The organism is Acinetobacter sp. NS-4 (assembly GCF_037402435.1).
Classification (GTDB): Bacteria; Pseudomonadota; Gammaproteobacteria; order Pseudomonadales; family Moraxellaceae; genus Acinetobacter.
This window is the reverse complement of sequence record NZ_JBBEUE010000020.1, coordinates 1-18,131: the sequence shown is the minus strand read 5'-3', so window position 1 is coordinate 18,131 and position 18,131 is coordinate 1. Positions and strand designations below refer to the sequence as shown.

The window sequence follows — 18,131 nt, the reverse complement described above, 5'->3', positions numbered from 1 at the left end:
TTTATTTATGCGTGAGCAAGCTGTTTATCTTTTTCGAGTGCTTGTGCCTTAATCACTTCTTCGCTTAAAAGCGACCAAATTTGATGACGTAATTGACCGTATTCTGCAGTTGAGCGAATATCTTCGGCATTACTTTTTAGGCTGGGTGGAATCTCGATGACTTCCTTAATCCGTCCCGGTCTAGAGGTCATAATGGCCACGCGTTGGCTAAGGAAAATCGCTTCATCAATACTGTGGGTAATGAAAACAATGGTCTTTTTAGAGGACTGCCAAATCTTGATCAGCTCTTCTTGCAGGGTTTCACGGGTTTGTGCATCCAGTGCAGCAAAGGGTTCATCCATCAATAAAATTTCAGGTTCATAAGCCAGACTGCGTGCAATCGCGACACGCTGTTTCATGCCGCCTGAAAGTTCATTGGGATAATGTTTTTCAAAACCAGACAGCCCGACCAGTTGCAAATAATACTGCGCTTTCTCACGGCGGGTTTTCTTGTCGACACCTTTGGCTTCCAGACCAAATTCAATATTTTCTAAAGCGGTCAGCCAGGGATACAGTGCATATTGCTGAAACACAATGCCACGATCCAGACCGGGTTGGGTAATCTGTTTGCCACTGAGTAGAATTTGCCCCGAAGAGGGTTTGGTCAGGCCGGCTATCAGGTCAAGTAAAGTCGATTTACCGCAGCCACTAGGACCCACGATGGAAACAAATTCACCTTGCTGAATATCTAAAGTGACATTTTCAACCGCCACGAATTCAGGTTTATAATTTTTGCTATTGGGATGATTTTGTGCAGGAAAAATTTTCCGCACATGATCTAAATTTAAAGCACTGGTCATAGTCATATTCCTTTTTTAATCTTAATTTTTTTGTGGTGCATAAGGATTAAATTCATTGCTGTACAACGTACTGACATTGAGCTGATGCGGTTTTAATTTCTGCTCTTGTACCAAAGCCTTGACCCAAGGCTCGAAGTCTTGATCTTTTTGTACCCCACCCACTGCATGTACACCGGTTCCGGTATAAAACGGGATCAGGACTTTGGTTTCGTTGCGCTGACGTTTATCAATAATGCTTTCCATACGCGCAATAATTTGTTCTTTCGGGGTGTCGTGTAACCACTCTTGTGCACGTGCCACACCATTGACAAAGGTTTTGGCCAGCTCCGGGTTTTGCTCAATAAAGTCACGGCGCATTGAATAACTGCCGGCAGTAAATGGTCCGTATAACTCAATATCTTTAAACACCGGACGTACCCCGCCGCTCTTGAGTGCGCGTTTTTCCAAAATGCCCGAGAACACGGCAATATCAATTTGCCCATTGCGTAAGGCTTGCTCAGCACTGATTGGCGGCAAGACAATCAGCTCCACCTCACGGATTTCTTTTTCGGTTAAACCATGACGCAGTAAATAATCTTTCACGATAAATTCATAATGTGCGCCAAAGGCATTTACTGCGATTTTTTTGCCAATAAAATCGCGTGCGCTACGAATCGGGCTATTTTCCAGTACATAGAAACCCACGTTCATTTCCGCATCGCTACCATAAGATGCAACAACTGGTACAACATCCAGACCTGCAGCAATCACTTTCACCACCGCCCCATTAAAGGCCGAGGCAAAGTCGACATCGCCTGCAACGAGCGTGAGCAGGTCTTGTGGACCACCCTGTACCGTGCCGACGTAATCCAGTTTAAGATTGCCGAAATAACCCAAGTCTTGTGCCAGTTCAGGCAAGGACACCAGACCGGGATAACTTTGGTAACGCAAATTCGTCACTGCAGCGGCAGGATTTTTTTCCAGCTGTTGTGTGCTACAGCCTGCAACGACACTTGCACCGATCACGGCTGCCAAGACCGCTTTTTGCCAAAATTTTGGGAGTATTTTCATTATTATTTCTCCTAACTGCGCTGCTGCCAGCGCAGGACTTTTCGTTCTATACGGACAAGGATGCTATTTAAAATCACCCCGACAAAACCAATGCTCAGCATGCCTAAAATAATCAAGGACACATTAAACTGCTCACGACCACGAATGACCAGATTACCCAGCCCAACGCCATAATTTGCCAGTAAAAATTCGGAACCCACGGTTGCCAGCCAGGCGAAAATCAAACCGAGTTGCAGACCGACAAAAATCTGTGGACTGGCGGCCGGTAAAATCAGCTTGCGGTAGGTATACAGTTTTGGAAACTGATAGACTTTTGCGACTTCACTGTATTTCGCACTGATGCTGCTCACGCCTTCAAGGCTATGCAGGGCGACGGGATAGAATACTGAAAGGCTGATAAACAGGACTTTTGCGCCGTTACCGTAGCCTAAAAAGGTCGAGATTAACGGTAACCAGGCAAACAGCGAGACCTGACGCAACACGTTAAAACCGGGTGCAAATAACCAGTTGATCCAGCATGTAGTCCCTAAAGCCACACCAAAGGCAACACCGAGCGTTGCGCCAATGGCATAGCCCACAAAATTACGACTTAAGCTCGCCACAAAACCCTGCCAAAATTCGGCTTGGCTAAAGCTCTGGATTGCCCCGTTGAATACCGTCAAGGGTGATGGAATCAGTTTGGCATCCAGCCACTGTAAGGCTGATGCCACGGCCCAGAGTGCAATAAAGGCGAGAGGTAAAATCAAGGCTTGCAGCACTTTAATACTTTTTTCCACACCCGAATTTACACGGATGACCGATTTTTCAAGACTGAGTTCTGACATGATTAACCCCCTACTCGCGTTGCATAAAAACGAGCAAGGCGTTCAAAGGCAGCCAAACCACTGTCTAGAACAAAGCCCGTGATGCCAATTAAAATGATGCCCATGAAAATAATATCCATCTGCATCAATTGACGTCCCCACACCATCAGGAAGCCAATGCCTTCACTGCTTGCCAGTAATTCTACAAACACCAAGGCCAACCACGCTTGCATCACACCCTGACGCAAACCGCTAATAATCGCAGGGAGGCTGGCAGGCAGAATGACTTTTGAAAAAGTCTGAAGTTTGGAAAACTGGTAAACCTGTGCCACTTCAATTAAACGGTTTGGTACTTGCTGAATGCCTTTAAAGGTTGCGATCAGCACCGGTGAAACCACGGCTAATGAGATCGCAACAATCTTCAAGGCTTCATCAATACCCAAGAAAATCATCAGCAGTGGAATCCAGCCAATAATCGGAAACTGGGTCAGGAGCTGAATCGTTGGCAAGACAAAACGCTGCGCGCGCTGTGATAACGCAAACCAGATCCCTAAACTTAAGCCTACGCTCACCCCTAAAGCCACGCTCCAGAAAATACGTTTGGCGCTGGTGGCAAAGTGAAATTGCAAATCGCCAGACTGCCAAAGTTCAACGCTGGTACTCCACACCAATTGTGGTGCCGGTAAAATTTGCTCTGGCAACCACTGCTGCACGGTTGCCACATGCCACACCGCCAACAACAACACCGGTAGCAGCAGACCACAAGCCAATTGCAAGGTTACTTTCAGGTATTTCTTAAAAAATTCAAATGCACTACGGTAACTTTGCCACTGTACCGAATGTGCGGTTACATTCGTAAGGCTCATGATTCTTGTCCTTCTGCGACCTGTGCTGATACATCAGGTTTTAAAAATGAAATAAATGTCTGATCTCGTGAGATCAATAAAATTAGTGCTATAAACGCCAGACCAATTGGTAAAAACAGGTTTTGCAGACCCATGCTGGCACCAAATGCCGCACCGAGAAAGCCACCCAATAAGCCACCAGTAGGGCCAACCAAGGCTAGAATTGGAGAGATTTTTGCCATCGCAGTTTGTTCACCCACTTTGGCAAAGGACATGAAGTTTGCGATATGCAGCATGCCTAGACCGAGTCCCAACATCAGCGATGCGGGCCACATCCACAGCGTGACCGATGTAATTGCCAAAGTCAGTAAGGCACTACTGATCAGGCCCAATCCGATCAAATAAAATTTCTGGTATCCCACCAGTTCCGCCAAGCCACCCATAGTAAAAAGTGAACCAACAAAAACCAGGCCTTGTGTGGTCAGCAGCATGACCGCCATAGATTCCGCTAAAGAGAAACTCTGGATCGCAATCACCACAATAAAAAAGCCAAAATAGTTATTCGCGACGCTGCTTAAAAATTCCAAGGCGCAAATCACTCGTAATGGCGCATGGGTTTTCAGCAAGGCCAGTGGTGCAACCACATCTCGCCATTGAAAACTCGGCGTACTTTCGGTGTGTTGATGAACTTTTTGAAAGCAAAACGGGGCAAAAAATAATGTACCCAGAAACAGCAATGCCACGCAGTAAAAACTGCCACCATAACCAAAATGCTCGATCAGCAATACACTTAAAGCAGGAGCAATCAGGAAGAATCCCATCATGTGTGAACCACGGAACCAGCCAGCTTTGGCAGGGCCTAATCGCTTCAGATTGCTCAAAAACACGGTATTAATGGAGACAAAGCGCATCGGCAAAAAGCAGCTCACCAGTGCGGTTAAAATCATCAGATACCAGGCATTGGCTTGTAAGGGGGTAAGGAAATACAACACGGCGCCCATCACACTGCCGATGCTAAATACCTTTAATGAACCTAAGCGCTGTACCAGGACACCAATCGGCAAGGCCATAAATAAAATGCCAATGTTTTGTGCTGCCGAGATCAAACCAAGTTGCAGTTCAGATGCGTTCAGGTGCACCGCATAAAGTGAAATCAGTACCCGTGCCACACCTACGCCCAAACCGGCAATAATCGTGAGTAGCACAAAGCTACTCATGAATTTTACGGTCAATGGCGTGGTCACAACATTGGTTTCAATGGGATTCATAACCACGTTCCTGAATTATTTCGGCTGACCATTGGTATTAAATGCATGCCAGTAATTCTGTAAATTCAGTTCTTTCAAGGCATTGTTCAGATACTTCGGCTCATACCAGGTTTTGGTATCCACATCACGACGAATCAAACGTGAGTCTTTGGCAATTTTTAAAGCACTGTCGACTTGTGAGCGATGGAATTCATCTAATAATGGGCTGTTACGATCTTTTAAATTCCAGCCATCCCAGGTTTTTTGATAATCCACCAATGGAATCCCGCTTTGTGCCCATAGTTTGTATTGGGTAACACGGTTGGCTTCTTCAGAACTCCATTTCGCTTGTTTAATTAACGTGGTGACCACGCGCTGAGTTACTTCTGGATATTGCTTTTCAAAGCTTTCGGTTACCCAGAAATGTGCCAATGGCGCCACTTTTGGATCCTTAATTTCAAGTAAAGTTTTTGCGACTCCACGTGAAACCAGACTAAAGGGTGAAGTAATCGCGGCATCAATATCCCCTGTTGCAAGTGCTGTACGTGCGGAATAACTATCTTGTGAAATCACCCGTAGATCACGTTCGGTAAAGCCATATTTAGCCAGGACACGGTTAAAAACGATTTGCTGGTTTGTACCCTTAAAGATTGAGAATTTTTTACCCTTGAGGTCAGCAAAAGACTTCGCATTAGAACTGGCTGGTACGGCTACATATACTGGTCCAAAATGCCCCGTGGAGAACAGTACTTTGGTTTTAAGTCCAGTAGAACGCCCCACCAATGAAGGTAAGTCACCATGTAAAGCAAAATCGACTTTACCGTTGGCTAAAGCTTCATTGGTTGCAGGGCCTGCACCCGGGAAGAATAACCACTTCACAGCAATGCCATCTTTTTTAAATTCTTGCTCGAGTACACCGCGTAAATGTGCTGAAGCCACAAAGCTCCCGCCTGTTTTTGGCTTACCGCCTTCACCAGCACCCGACATAGAAATGCGGATTTCTTTTGGATTGGCTGCATGGATGTGCAAACTTAAACCGAATGCGGAGAGTGCTAAAAATGTTGCCGCAATTTTTTTAGAAAAAAGTTTCATTAAATCTGTTCCTTAACAATCAAAATTAAAAGGTGTATTGGAATTGCGCCTGCAATTCATTGGTGTCTTTTTGGGTTGCTGTTTCTATGTCGTAGCTGTAATGATTGAGCTGCAACTGGAATTTGGTGGTTTGTGCAAAAAACAGGTTGAGACCCAGTGAGTGAATGTCGTATTCGCCAATACGACCACTGGCTGTATCGAGATAATCTTTCTGATTTTTATTGGGGTTATAGGTGTCGTAACGGTAGTAACCCTGGATCGACTTTGGCCAGAAGTCATCAAACTTGGCATTGGATTTAATACTGTTATAGAACTGGTCACCCAAGGTATAGAATGCAGTGACGGTATGGCCTTCAGCTTTGGCTTCTTTTACGGCAGGTACAGTACTATCAATGTAATCGGTCTTGCCTTGCAGATATTCATAAGTCACGCCAAACGGTGCATGGTTGTAATACACATCAAAACCCAGACGATCACGTTTTGCCTTGTTGTCGGTAATTCCCGATCCAGAAATTTTGGATTCACCTTTGATATAGGAAGCACCGAATTTCAACTCACGAAGCCAGCTGGCATAATCCACAGGCAAGGTAAACGCCACACGCCCGATATAATCTTTGCCGTTATTGTCATCGGTTTTGTTACTGCCATTACCATTGGTCACCCCAAGCGCATATTCAAATAAGGGCGCACGATAGTTCGCGCCATAGTCCACAAATGGCTTGGCATCGCCACGCACAATGAAACCGTTTTGACGGGTAAACAGTCCCAAATAGGTAGGCGCAGTTGCAGTGCTGATGGTGGGGCGTAAATCTTCCGGAGATTGCACATCTAGACCAAATGGCAAGAGTTGTTGACCCAAAGTCAGGTTCAACCTGGGAACTTCTGCACCGCCATTGGTTGAAAATACGTGATAGCGTAGGTAGGCATCTAGCAGGTTAAAGTTACTGTTGTTAGTGCCATCATTACGTTTTGAATAGCCAAAAGAGGCTTGATAGTCGAGGTTTTTGCCTTCGTTATAATCTTTAAATAAATTACCGCGCACACCCAGCAATGCCGTACCCACATCGAAGCTCGATTTTGGGGTATTGGGTGCAGTGTTATTGTCTTGCACATTGGCACGCAGTTGCACCGTACCGAATAAAGTCGTATCACGTGTCGACTTGACCGTTTGGCGTTCGTACTGACGAGACTGGTCATATTTATAGTTTTCAATATCGGCTCTTAAGCCTTCAATATCGTCAGATGTTGCAGGGGTCGCTTCAGCTGTTACGACTTCTTCGCCAGTTTCACTGTCTTGAACTGTCAGCACTTCGCTGTTATCTGTATTTACAGCTGCCGGAGCAACTGCTTTTTTTGTGCTTGGTGCGCTTTGCGTTTCAACGGCATTTAAACGCTGTTGTAAAACTTCAATCTGCTTTTTGAGTCCCTCCAATTGCTTGTTGAGAGTGGCATCCTGGGCAAAACTAAAATTCGATGTCGTCGTCAGAATAAATCCAATCGCAACAGTTAAACTCGTCTTTCTCATTGTTACATTCACTTCATCTATGATTAAAAAACAAAATTTCCCCTACCCCATGCCAAAGACATGAGGTTGTTTCAATTTCCTGAGTGGTTGGTTTTAAGCGGCCTGATTCTTTTTCAGTTTGTGTTCAACCTGCGTGCCTTTGAAGAAGGCTGGATTGTTCGCGGTATAGAACTGGTATGGGTTGGTGAACACCAAGGCCTTGAAGTCTTCTGCCGTAATGGCACCTTCTTGCACCAAATCCCATGTTTCTGCCAAGGGTTCAGTTAATTCAGGTACATCCCAATGGCCGGAATCTGATGAATACAAGGCATTAATTTTTTGACCAAATGGATTACCTTTAGGATTCAATGCACCGACAATCGTGCGGTCATCTGCTTCATTGCCAAAGTAGAAATTCGGTACCCAGCGATCCCAGATGTCTTGTTTGTTTTGAATTTTGGCCAAGGCAAAATCATTTACTTCAGCTGGATTTTGCGTCTGGAAACGTGAAGTTGAAGCCACGCCAAATAAACTCTCAATAATCTCTGCTTCATTCAGTTCACGACCTTGGTACAGGGTATGTCCATATTGACGATAGAGCTCTATCGCCAATTCACGGTTTAGCCGTTCCGGGTTGTACTGTTGCACATGTTCATTACCGCGTTTTTCAAAACGGTCAACCAGATGAGTCAACACGTTTTGACCCCAGGCAGCCCCTGCTTCCAAAAGTGCAATACGAAGCTGTGGAATACGCTCAGTGACACCGCCAAAAAACAAGGCTTTCGCCAATGCTTCAGAGGCATCGGCAAAGTGGTTAATGTGGTTGAACATATAATTGCTTGGCGAGTTACGTGCCACCCAGCTTTGACCGCCCGAATGCGTCGACAGGTTAATTCCCAAATCCACACTCTTTTGCCAGAACGGGTCGTAGTCGTATTCACTGTCGATGCCAAAGAAATCTAACCAGTAAGCATAACGACGCAGATCAGTATCTTCAGGATATTTCTCTGCAACAGCCTGAATTGGACGACGTACTGCACCCGGAATCAGTGCAGCTTTTAATCCCAATTTTTGTGCAAACTCGAGTTCCTCAATCCCTTCTTGCGGCGTATTGAGCGGAATCGCAGCTACTGGCGTCAGCCGGTCAGCATAAGGCTGATAGATATCGGCATGGAAATGGTTAATCGCACGGGTTAAGGACAGACGCAGGTCATCATTGGATGAGTTAATTGGAAATAAAGACAAATTTGGATAGAGCACAGCATAGTCCGTACCAAGTTCTTCTAGACGCTCATACAATAAGCCCGGTAAGGCAACCGTTGCCAAGTCATAGGTATTTTCTGAAGGGAGTGCCCAAAATGGCGGACGGAATAGACGACGGTTTTTACGTTCTTCTGGGCTGGCGTTGTACCACTCTGCCGCTAATGCGTTTAAACCATTACTTTTTAAATGGCTACGAAATACATCGACCACACGTGAACCACCATACTGCGCAATATAATCCTCCAGAGCCGGGCTATAGGCATTGGTATGGATATCCGTATCAATCACTGGAAAATCGAGCTGAGAACGCACTTGAGCAGCACGCGATTGTTTTGCCTTTAAATCTTTTAAAACTGTCATGAGGTTTACCTAATTTCTTATCATTACACCTCCCTGTTATTACAACAAGCATGCCAACAATTTAAGTTATTGTTTTAAATAAATTTATTGCTATATCCCAACCAAATATGTTGGTTTTAACGCGATATGTGTGTTGATAATTCAACACTTGCTTATTTAAATTCAGCTTGTTTTTGTCTTTTTATTTCTTATTTTTAGATATAAGAGACCTTTTAAACTCAGCTCTACAGCTTCAATCGATAGGTTCAAAGCATATTTGAAACTTCATTTTCCCTATCATCAGACATAAAAAAACCCGCATGATGCGGGTTTTAAAGGGTAGGCTTTTAAGCGGATTTCTTGCCTTTATTGCCTAATTTTGTCGCCAATGCCATAACGCGCTGATAGCCGGTCGGCAAAATACGCTGCATCAAATCGATTGCCTTGGCATCGTTACCAATCAGCAAACGGCGCTTATCTTTTTGAACTGCCTCAATAATTTGACGTGCTGCTTCTTCAGGCGGACAACGTAATAATTTATTAAAAGATTTAGCTGATTTTTCAGGATGCATGCCCAAGGCGCGAATACTGTCATTCATTTTCGCTGCATTGGCAATATTGGTACGAATTCCGCCCGGATGCACACAGAGTGCACTCACGCCACAGTTTTCCATATCCAGTTCCTGACGCAAGGCTTCCGTAAAGCCACGCACCGCAAATTTAGTCGCGTTATAAGCGGACTGGGTCGGTTGAGCAGTTAGGCCAAACAGGCTGGAAATATTGATGATATGCCCTTCACCCGATTGCTTGATCAAGGGTAAAAATTCTTTGGTGCCATACACCACGCCCCAGAAGTTAATATTTACAATCCATTCCAGCTCTTCATACGAAGCGCCTTCCACGGTTGAACCCAATGCCACACCGGCATTGTTAAAAATCATGTTGACTGAACCATGATCTTTTACGGTTTCTGCAGCCCAATCACGGACTTCTTCCAGTTTGGCCACATTGACTTTTTTTATCGTCACACGGACATGACTGTCTTTGACCAGTTCAACCGTTTTTGCCAAACCCTGTTCATTGACATCACTTAAGGACAAATGACAGCCTTGCTTGGCCAAAAGTACGGCCAATTGCTGTCCAATACCTGACCCTGCACCGGTAATGGCTGCGACTTTATTTTTAAAATTTTTCATGACCTATCCTTATTCAGTTTTCTGCCCCATCATCCTAAACATCTCGATTGTTTTTCTGTCGGGATGATGTGCAATTCATCCATCCAATATAATTTTGACAATAACCATTGTCAATATAATATGTAAGTTATCCATCCATACAGCAAAAGCCGCGGCTTTGTTTTACGCATAGGTATAGAGATAAATTATTGTTAATATAGAGCAAAATCTCGATTTCATTTGGCACACCACATTTATGACTGAACAGCACAAAAGTTTCGAAGAAAATCAAAAAAAACCGGCAAAAACCAAAGAACGTCAATTTAAAGGCATGTCCTTAACCGAACGTAAACAGGCACGTCGTGAAAAATTGATTGAAGCCGGGATTGAAGCCTATGGTACGCATGGTTTTTTTGCAGTTACTGTGAAAGATATTTGTAATGAAGCCAAGTTAACAGAACGCTATTTCTATGAATCCTTTAAGAAAAGTGAAGAACTTTTTCAAACCATTTTTTTAAAGTTAATTGACCAGTTGCAGCACAATGTCATGCAGGCCATTATGCAGGCCTCGACCGATCCTAAGAAAATGATCGAAGCGGGTCTCACTGCCCTGCTCACCACCTTAAAAGACAATCCACCTATGGCGCGGATTATTTATATTGATGCCATGCTGGTGCAAGAACTGCATAACCAGGCCACCATCCATGAAACCATGTTGCGGTTTGACCGTATGATTCATGCTTTTGTCATGCTGATGATGCCGAACATTAACCGCTCTGAACGTGAAATTTCAATGATTTCGACTGGTTTAAATGGCTATGTCACGCAAATAGCCATCCGCTGGGTGGTCAGTGGTTTCAAGCTCTCGATAGAGGATGTACTGTCTTCTTGCAGTATCGTTTTCTTATCGCTGCTGGAGACTTTTTCGGAAAAAGAAAAAATATGAGCAAAAATCAGCTGCTCTTACAAAGCTGTTAAAAAATATTCAACATCTTGAATTTAATATATTTATATAACTGATTTATTTTAAATTCTTCATTTTATGACATTAAAATTGTCACAATTTTTTGCGAAAATAGGCCGAACTGCCTTTTCTGCAATGATACTGTCATAATTAATCTTTGTAATAAGCCTGTCATAAATAAAAAACGGTTCACCGTTAACATCAAATAGGATATTGCGTTGTGAATGACTATATATTAATCGTCGATGACGAACTTCCCATTCGAGAGATGATTCATACTTCTTTAGATATGGCAGGCTTTCAGTGTTTACAAGCCGAAGATGCAAAACAAGCCCACCAGATGATTGTAGATCAACGTCCTGCGCTTGTTTTACTCGACTGGATGTTACCGGGTGGTGTCAGCGGTGTAGATCTGTGTCGCCGTTTAAAACGTGATGAAACCTTATCTGAAATTCCGGTGATCATGCTCACCGCCCGTGCTGAAGAAGACCATAAAGTGCAAGGTCTGGATGCCGGTGCCGATGACTACATGACCAAACCTTTTTCCACCCGTGAACTGGTTTCCCGCATTAAGGCCGTGTTACGTCGTGCCAATGCCCTAAGCGGCGAAAAAACCATTGATGCCAATGGTCTGATACTGGATCCGGTCAGTCAGCGTGTCAGTCATGGTCAAAATATTTTAGAGATGGGGCCAACCGAATACCGTTTGCTAGCCTTCTTCATGACCCATCCGGAACGGGCTTATACCCGGGCGCAATTGCTGGATCAGGTTTGGGGTGGTAACGTATATATTGAAGACCGTACCATTGATGTACATATCCGCCGTTTGCGTAAAGTGCTGGAACCATATGGTGCCGATCGTTATGTACAAACCGTTCGTGGTACAGGTTACCGTTTTTCTACCCGTGCAGATGTGGCTTTAGGCTAGTTATTTTCAGGTAAATCACTTTTTATGTATGAACCCTACCCCGTCCCCGAACTTGCGCGAGAACATAAACAGTTCCGTTACAGCAGTTTATGGACCTTTGCCAAGCAAGATTTACGTCTGCTGGTCTTTTTATTGCTGATCTCAGGTTTAATCGGTGTAGGAATTGGGTACTTCTGGATTTTTATTTTAATCGCCTTTGCGGTGTTTTTTGCCTTGCAATTACGCTCGCTGTATCTGGTCAATGAGTGGATTTCCAATCGCCCTTATGATGTGCCACCCAATTTAAATGGCATCTGGGGTGCATTGCTGTTTAATGTCTACCGTTCGCAGCGTCAGGAACGTATTGTCCAAGCAGAAATGGTCGGCCTGATTGACCGGGCTCAATCTTCACTGGTAGCGCTGGCTGAAGCTGTGGTTTTAATTGATGAACTGCATCAAATTGAATGGTGGAATCCCGCTGCAGAAAAATTACTTGGTATTCAACCACTCGACCGTGGTCGCAATATTTTGACCATTCTGCGTCAGCCCAGTTTTATTGAATATTTCAATCATATAGATCAAGCACCTGATGGCCTGAAAATGAAATCTTCTGCCTTTGAAGACCATTATGTGCAAGTCAAAATGACCCGTTTCGGTGGAGAAAGCCGCTTATTGGTGGCCTACGATGTCACCCGCATGCATAATCTGGAACAGATGCGCACAGATTTTGTCGACAATATTTCCCATGAATTACGTACACCGCTTACGGTACTCAGCGGTTATATTGAAACCTTTACCGATCAGGAAGATTTAAATCCGCGCTGGAAACGTGCCTTCGACCAGATGCAGGCGCAAACCAAGCGCATGAACGCCCTGGTGAATGATTTATTGCTATTGTCGCGTTTAGAAAATGACAAAAAAATCGCGAAAAACCAGATTATTGAAATGCCAAGTCTGATGAACCAGCTGTTTGATGATGCGCAGGCCTATAATGTCGACTATCACCATGCGCTCAATCTCGACATTGACAGCCATTGCGACCTGATCGGTTCCGAGACCGAGCTGGCCAGTGCCTTTAGTAACTTAATTACCAATGCCATTAAGTACACCCCTAAAGGCGGAACCATCACCATGGGTTGGCATGATGATGGTGAACACGGCATCTTTACCGTTCAAGATACCGGTATCGGGATTGACCCTAGACATTTGCCACGTTTAACCGAACGTTTCTATCGGGTCGATAGCGCCCGTAGCCGTCAAACTGGAGGAACCGGTTTAGGTCTGGCTATTGTAAAACATGTGCTGATGCAACACGGCGCACATCTGGAAATTGAATCCAAAGAGAATGAAGGCTCGACTTTTAAAGTCATTTTCCCTAAAGAACGCCTGTACAAACTCTGCTAGACCTGCCTGTATTAAGTCAGACCTTGTTCCTTAAACCTGGCTCGCTGAAAGGCAGGCCGTTCCTCAAGACGCTTCAGATACTGGGCGATATGCGGATATGAACCCGAGGCTCTGGATTGAATGGCATCAAGTGGAAACCACATCTGAATATCGGCAAAGGAAAATGATCCGGCAAAATATTCATGCGTGGATAAATAATCTTCCAAGTAAGCAATATGATCTTTTAAACGCGGGTGAATAAATCCCGCCTTCACGCCCGAAGTAATTTTATGTGCAACCGGCTTAATCAGCCAAGGAACATGTTTGGGGACATTGTTCATCACCAGTTGCATCAGCAATAATGGCATTAACGAACCCTCGGCATAGTGCATCCAGTAGCGGTACTGTTGCTGATCCTTTTTGGCCTTCGGTTTAAATTTCTGCACCGTATCATAGCTTTCTTGCAGATGCTGCAAAATCACTGCCGATTCAACAATGGTCTGATCCTCATCGGTCAAGATCGGGGCTTTAGCCAAAGGATGAACCAGTTTTAATTCAGGCGGTGCGGCAAAGGTGGGTAACCGTTTATAAAACTTGACCTCGTAATCTTGAGCCAGTTCTTCTAAAGCCCATAAAATTCGAAAAGAGCGTGACTGATCTAAGTGGTGCAGTGTAATCATTATTTTTTGACCTCTATTTTTATATTTTGATCATAGCGGATGGTCTTAAAAAATGACATTTTGCTTTGGACAAAATGTCATCGGTATCGGGTTGGATTTAAAGCAGAATCGTATTAATTTCCAGACTGCGCAACAATGTTTTGGTGACTGGTGTTTTACTGCTGATCTCTAAAACTTTTTGTTTCAGTTCATCCGATAATGGCTGGGCAAAAGACAAACGGCGCTCAATCCATTCTTTGCCTTCTTTATTGGCATTAAAATCGGCTTCCACAGAAAATTGACCTAATTCTATGCCTTTATGACTGGCATACATGCGCAAGGTAATCATGGTGCAAGAAATCAGGCCGGAACAAATCAGGTCATAAGGTGCAGGCCCTAAATCCTGCCCGCCCAAGGATTCCGGTTTATCGGTAATAAACTGGTGTTTTCCGCTTTTCACTTCACCTGACCAGGGTTCAGCCAGGCTCTGTACTTCTGCATTTGCAATAATTGCCATATCCACAATCCTAAGTTTTATTGTTATTTTGAGGCACGCATTTTATCGGGAAATGCGGGTGCTTCCAGGCGGGGTCCCGGATAGTCAGGAATCGTACCAAAACGTTCATGCTGAGTAATCCAGTGGTCACGGGCTTGGCAAAGCTCTTCCTGAGTCCGCCCGACAAAGTTCCACCACAGTAATATCGGTGACTCGAAAGGTTCGCCACCCAACAACAGTACTCGACTGCCTTTATGTAACCGAATTTCAACTTCAGTCATGCCTGGTTCCAGCACCACCATGTTGTCGTCCGTCAGCTCATGACCGTTGACTTCAGCAGCCCCCTCCAGCGCCATAAAGCCATATTCAAATTCCGGATTCAATGGAATTCGGGTGGTGGTAGATTCCTGTGCAGTTAAATCCACACCTAGCAGTTCGCTATGCACCGTAACCAGTGACCGGGTTTGCAAGAATTCCCCCACCAGTACGGTAAATTCAACCTGATCTTTTTCCACCACTGGCAGTTCCGGATAGTGATCAAAACGTGGCGCCATATTGATCTTGTCATCCGGCAAGGCAATCCAGAGCTGGGCAGCGTGCATATGGGTTTCACTTTCCGGTGCCACTTCGGTATGGGAAATGCCGTACCCTGCAGTCATTAAATTGACCTGTTTGGGACGAATCAGCTGTTTGCTACCCAAGCTGTCGGTATGCATCATGGTGCCTTCAATCATCCAGGTAAAAGTCTGCAAGCCAATATGCGGATGCGGTCCAACATCCAGACCATCGCCTTGAGGAAAAGTCACGGGACCGGCATGATCCAGAAAGCACCAGGCTCCAATTAAACGTTTATGCCGGCTTGGCAATGCGCGCTTAATCACGGTGCCCTGTCCAATTTCCGCACTACGCAAAGGAAATTCCTGAATAAAGCGGTTTACGTATTTTTCACAATCGTCCGAATTGGAAAGCTCTGTATAGCTGCTATTGGTCATATGACTATCCTGAATTTCATGAACGCGACTGTTGTTGTAAGTTCTCATCTATTGTCATAAATCATATAGATTCTTCGTCATTCAGCCTATAGTTAAGTTAATACGCTGAATACCATGTATAGGACAATGTTATTTTTGAAATTTTCTTCATAAAACAAGGTCTAAACGCGATAAATGATTGACTATTTTTACCCTATTCATATGAATTTTATAGGAAAAAAATTTTTTGTCACAATTATGGCTGTCACTCACTGTATATTCTGTATACAGATATTTTTCCTCAGCATACTATTTCTCCCTGACCAATCTGCTATAGAAGAGGATAATCATGTCCCAAGGACAGCAGGAAAATTTTCATTACTCTGAAAATCAAGAATATAATCATATCAGGAACAATGAAGATAAATATTCAAATATCGGAACTGCCATTTTACCCAAGCAGCTGTGTACGCTCGACAATAAAAAACAGATAGAACAACAATTAGAACATCCCACAACACGTATTCCGGAGCAATTTCAACAATACTATCTGGACTATCAAAATAAGCACCAACGACAGTTTTTAAAATGCGTCAATTTTATTGGTCAACTGACTTTTTTAGGCTATTTCTTTGTCGATTGGGTTTTATTACCGGACATTGGCATGCTGTCTGGTATTGCACGGCTCAGTCTGGTCATCTTGGCACTATCGGTCAACTGGCTGGCTTTCCGCTACTGCAAGAATATTAAAATTCTGGATAGTCTGTTACCGGCTTCTGTTGCAGCTGCAGCAGCAATATGGCTTGAACTGCTGTATTTATCACAGAGTCCCGTTGTGAATATGTATCTCTACGCCAGCATCATTTTTATTTTATTGGGCAATTTATGCATACAGGTATCTTTTCGTAATTCCATTTTTAGTTCCCTGCTGATTAGTGCGGTGATTTTTAATGGCGTATTCAGGTTAGTCAGCGTCCAGGAACTGATTTTATTTTCACTCATTTACGCGCCGGTTTTATTGCTCAGCATGTATATCAGCTGGAATAACACCTTAAATTCAAAACGTAATTTTTTGCGGGTGTTACTCAATGACTGGAACTATTACACCTTAACTGAAATGGCGCATACGGATGAACTGACCCAGCTGTATAACCGCCGACAATTTTTACAACTGGCCGAACAGAGCATACAGCAATGGCCCAAATATAATTTAACCTGTCTATTGATGTTTGATATCGACTTTTTTAAGAATATTAATGATACCTATGGCCATGATGTGGGAGATGAAGTGCTGCGGGTACTGGCTGATATTACCCGCCGGGAAATGCGTCATAGCGATGTACTGGCCCGTTTTGGGGGTGAAGAATTTATTGCTTTGCTACCCGATACTACACTGGAAGATGCGATGAACATTGCCAACCGCTTATGCCGAAAAATTGAAAGCCATCAAATTTGTGTTAAAGATAAGTGCTTCTTTAATTTCAGTGTGTCGATTGGGGTATCCCAACTGCAGCCGAATCAAAGTGATTTAAACCTGCTCATTAAAAATGCCGATATTGCACTCTACCAAGCCAAGAAAAATGGACGCAATCAGGTGGCAATTTATACCCATGAATAATTAGAAATTATCCTCATCGAAACGGTCTTGGTCGATTTTATAAATATGAAAACTGCGCTCGACTTGCACACCCAAACCAAATTCAATCATCAGTGATGTGAGTTTGTCACCATCTATTAGAACAATTCCTGATTTCCTGGCGGATTCGATTGCTTCCTTACTGAAATTGGATGTGGTAATAAATACGCCTTTCTTGGCAACCTGATCAGCCAATGCACCTTTAAATTGCTGAATATCAGGACGACCAACTGTATTTTCCCAACGTTTGGCCTGAATATAAATTTTATCGAGTCCTAAACGGTCCTCGCTAATTATTCCATCAATACCACCATCATTCGTTTTACCAATGGCTTGTGCTGCATCTTGATGTGATCCTCCGTAACCCATTTCAACAAGTAAATCGACCACAAGCTTTTCAAAAAATGATGGGCTATTTTCTTTAACCAGCTTCAACAAGTCTGTTTTCAAATTTGATAAAAGTAATTCAGTGGTTGTTTGAATAATTTCTTCAGGTGTACTGTTCACCTTATTATTTTTATTTAGGTTTAATGCGACAAAACTCTTTTCTGTAGAGTGAATCATATCTAAATTTTCAGCTCGTCCTAATTTAAACTCAGAAAAACCATCAAACTGGGCTAAAAACTCATTCGTTATAGCGGATAAATTATTTAAATCTATTGTTTTACCTAAATCACTAATTTCACAAAATGCTCTTTGTGGCTGTCTAATTAGACCAGCTTTAACTAAATACGTTTTCGCCCAAGATACTCGATCTTTAAAAATATTTTTCCCACTTGGAAGTGACTTATTTAAATCTTCTTCAGATAACTTCGAACGTTGTGCAAGTAATTCAGCTGCTTCAGAAATTTTTATTGCCCTTTCCTGCTCTGCTAATAACTTCATAAGTGGCAGCATGAGTTGATCATAAGTAGGCAATGACATTCTAATTCTCTTTAAGCATTTAATTTTTAATAAT

The 18,131-nt window shown here is 43.5% G+C and carries 17 protein-coding genes; 4 read left to right on the top strand and 13 right to left on the bottom strand.

Translation table 11 applies throughout. From position 1 onward, the window contains the following. Nucleotides 1-5: 5 nt before the first annotated feature. The 9 genes from WAE57_RS13565 to WAE57_RS13525 all read right to left on the bottom strand — a co-directional run bounded on the left by WAE57_RS13565 (nucleotide 6) and on the right by WAE57_RS13525 (nucleotide 10,178). Complete coding sequence (locus WAE57_RS13565) at nucleotides 6-839, bottom strand: ABC transporter ATP-binding protein (protein ID WP_237787611.1); 834 nt, start codon at nucleotides 837-839, stop codon at nucleotides 6-8. Nucleotides 840-860: 21 nt separating this feature from the next. Then, nucleotides 861-1,889, bottom strand: a complete 1,029-nt coding sequence (locus tag WAE57_RS13560) for an ABC transporter substrate-binding protein (protein ID WP_337710985.1) — start codon at nucleotides 1,887-1,889, stop codon at nucleotides 861-863. Between the two features lie 11 nt (nucleotides 1,890-1,900). After that, a complete protein-coding gene (locus WAE57_RS13555) occupies nucleotides 1,901-2,713 on the bottom strand; it encodes an ABC transporter permease (RefSeq protein ID WP_337710984.1) in 813 nt (270 codons plus the stop codon). A 2-nt stretch (nucleotides 2,714-2,715) separates the two neighbouring features. Further along, the gene (locus WAE57_RS13550) at nucleotides 2,716-3,558 is read right to left on the bottom strand and encodes an ABC transporter permease (RefSeq protein WP_301433758.1); all 843 of its coding nucleotides are present in this window, start codon (nucleotides 3,556-3,558) and stop codon (nucleotides 2,716-2,718) included. After that, complete coding sequence (locus tag WAE57_RS13545) at nucleotides 3,555-4,805, bottom strand: MFS transporter (RefSeq protein ID WP_337710983.1); 1,251 nt, start codon at nucleotides 4,803-4,805, stop codon at nucleotides 3,555-3,557. Before WAE57_RS13545 ends, WAE57_RS13550 begins: the two co-directional genes overlap by 4 nt. Before the next feature lie 15 nt (nucleotides 4,806-4,820). Next, complete coding sequence (locus tag WAE57_RS13540) at nucleotides 4,821-5,876, bottom strand: ABC transporter substrate-binding protein (protein WP_337710982.1); 1,056 nt, start codon at nucleotides 5,874-5,876, stop codon at nucleotides 4,821-4,823. Between the two features lie 25 nt (nucleotides 5,877-5,901). Continuing rightward, nucleotides 5,902-7,401 carry a DUF3138 domain-containing protein gene (locus WAE57_RS13535; RefSeq protein WP_337710981.1) on the bottom strand — a complete coding sequence of 500 codons (1,500 nt, stop codon included), beginning with the start codon at nucleotides 7,399-7,401 and terminating at the stop codon, nucleotides 5,902-5,904. Nucleotides 7,402-7,494: 93 nt separating this feature from the next. After that, entirely contained in the window at nucleotides 7,495-9,003 is a 1,509-nt protein-coding gene (locus WAE57_RS13530; RefSeq protein WP_337710980.1) for an amidohydrolase, read from the bottom strand. A gap of 326 nt (nucleotides 9,004-9,329) precedes the next feature. Next, nucleotides 9,330-10,178 carry an SDR family NAD(P)-dependent oxidoreductase gene (locus WAE57_RS13525; protein ID WP_337710979.1) on the bottom strand — a complete coding sequence of 283 codons (849 nt, stop codon included), beginning with the start codon at nucleotides 10,176-10,178 and terminating at the stop codon, nucleotides 9,330-9,332. A 235-nt stretch (nucleotides 10,179-10,413) separates the two neighbouring features. Between WAE57_RS13525 and WAE57_RS13520 the strand changes: the two genes are divergently transcribed. From WAE57_RS13520 to phoR, 3 genes are all read left to right on the top strand, one after another. Then, nucleotides 10,414-11,103 carry a TetR/AcrR family transcriptional regulator gene (locus WAE57_RS13520; RefSeq protein ID WP_301433754.1) on the top strand — a complete coding sequence of 230 codons (690 nt, stop codon included), beginning with the start codon at nucleotides 10,414-10,416 and terminating at the stop codon, nucleotides 11,101-11,103. Between the two features lie 223 nt (nucleotides 11,104-11,326). Then, a complete protein-coding gene (gene phoB, locus WAE57_RS13515) occupies nucleotides 11,327-12,049 on the top strand; it encodes a phosphate regulon transcriptional regulator PhoB (RefSeq protein WP_265733371.1) in 723 nt (240 codons plus the stop codon). 24 nt (nucleotides 12,050-12,073) lie between these two features. After that, on the top strand, nucleotides 12,074-13,432 hold the full coding sequence (gene phoR / locus WAE57_RS13510; RefSeq protein WP_337710978.1) for a phosphate regulon sensor histidine kinase PhoR: 1,359 nt from the start codon (nucleotides 12,074-12,076) through the stop codon (nucleotides 13,430-13,432). Between the two features lie 11 nt (nucleotides 13,433-13,443). On the opposite strand, the gene WAE57_RS13505 is transcribed toward phoR, so the two are convergent. The 3 genes from WAE57_RS13505 to WAE57_RS13495 form a co-directional block, all read right to left on the bottom strand. Then, nucleotides 13,444-14,091 carry a glutathione S-transferase gene (locus WAE57_RS13505; RefSeq protein ID WP_337710977.1) on the bottom strand — a complete coding sequence of 216 codons (648 nt, stop codon included), beginning with the start codon at nucleotides 14,089-14,091 and terminating at the stop codon, nucleotides 13,444-13,446. 97 nt (nucleotides 14,092-14,188) lie between these two features. After that, nucleotides 14,189-14,587: an OsmC family protein gene (locus WAE57_RS13500; protein WP_337710976.1), complete on the bottom strand. Its 399-nt coding sequence runs from the start codon at nucleotides 14,585-14,587 to the stop codon at nucleotides 14,189-14,191. Nucleotides 14,588-14,610: 23 nt separating this feature from the next. After that, on the bottom strand, nucleotides 14,611-15,558 hold the full coding sequence (locus tag WAE57_RS13495; protein ID WP_337710975.1) for a pirin family protein: 948 nt from the start codon (nucleotides 15,556-15,558) through the stop codon (nucleotides 14,611-14,613). A gap of 328 nt (nucleotides 15,559-15,886) precedes the next feature. On the opposite strand from WAE57_RS13495, the gene WAE57_RS13490 reads away from it, so the two are divergent. Then, nucleotides 15,887-17,155 carry a GGDEF domain-containing protein gene (locus tag WAE57_RS13490; RefSeq protein WP_337710974.1) on the top strand — a complete coding sequence of 423 codons (1,269 nt, stop codon included), beginning with the start codon at nucleotides 15,887-15,889 and terminating at the stop codon, nucleotides 17,153-17,155. On the opposite strand, the gene WAE57_RS13485 is transcribed toward WAE57_RS13490, so the two are convergent. Beyond that, the gene (locus WAE57_RS13485) at nucleotides 17,156-18,097 is read right to left on the bottom strand and encodes a restriction endonuclease (RefSeq protein ID WP_237787598.1); all 942 of its coding nucleotides are present in this window, start codon (nucleotides 18,095-18,097) and stop codon (nucleotides 17,156-17,158) included. Nucleotides 18,098-18,131 lie beyond the last annotated feature (34 nt).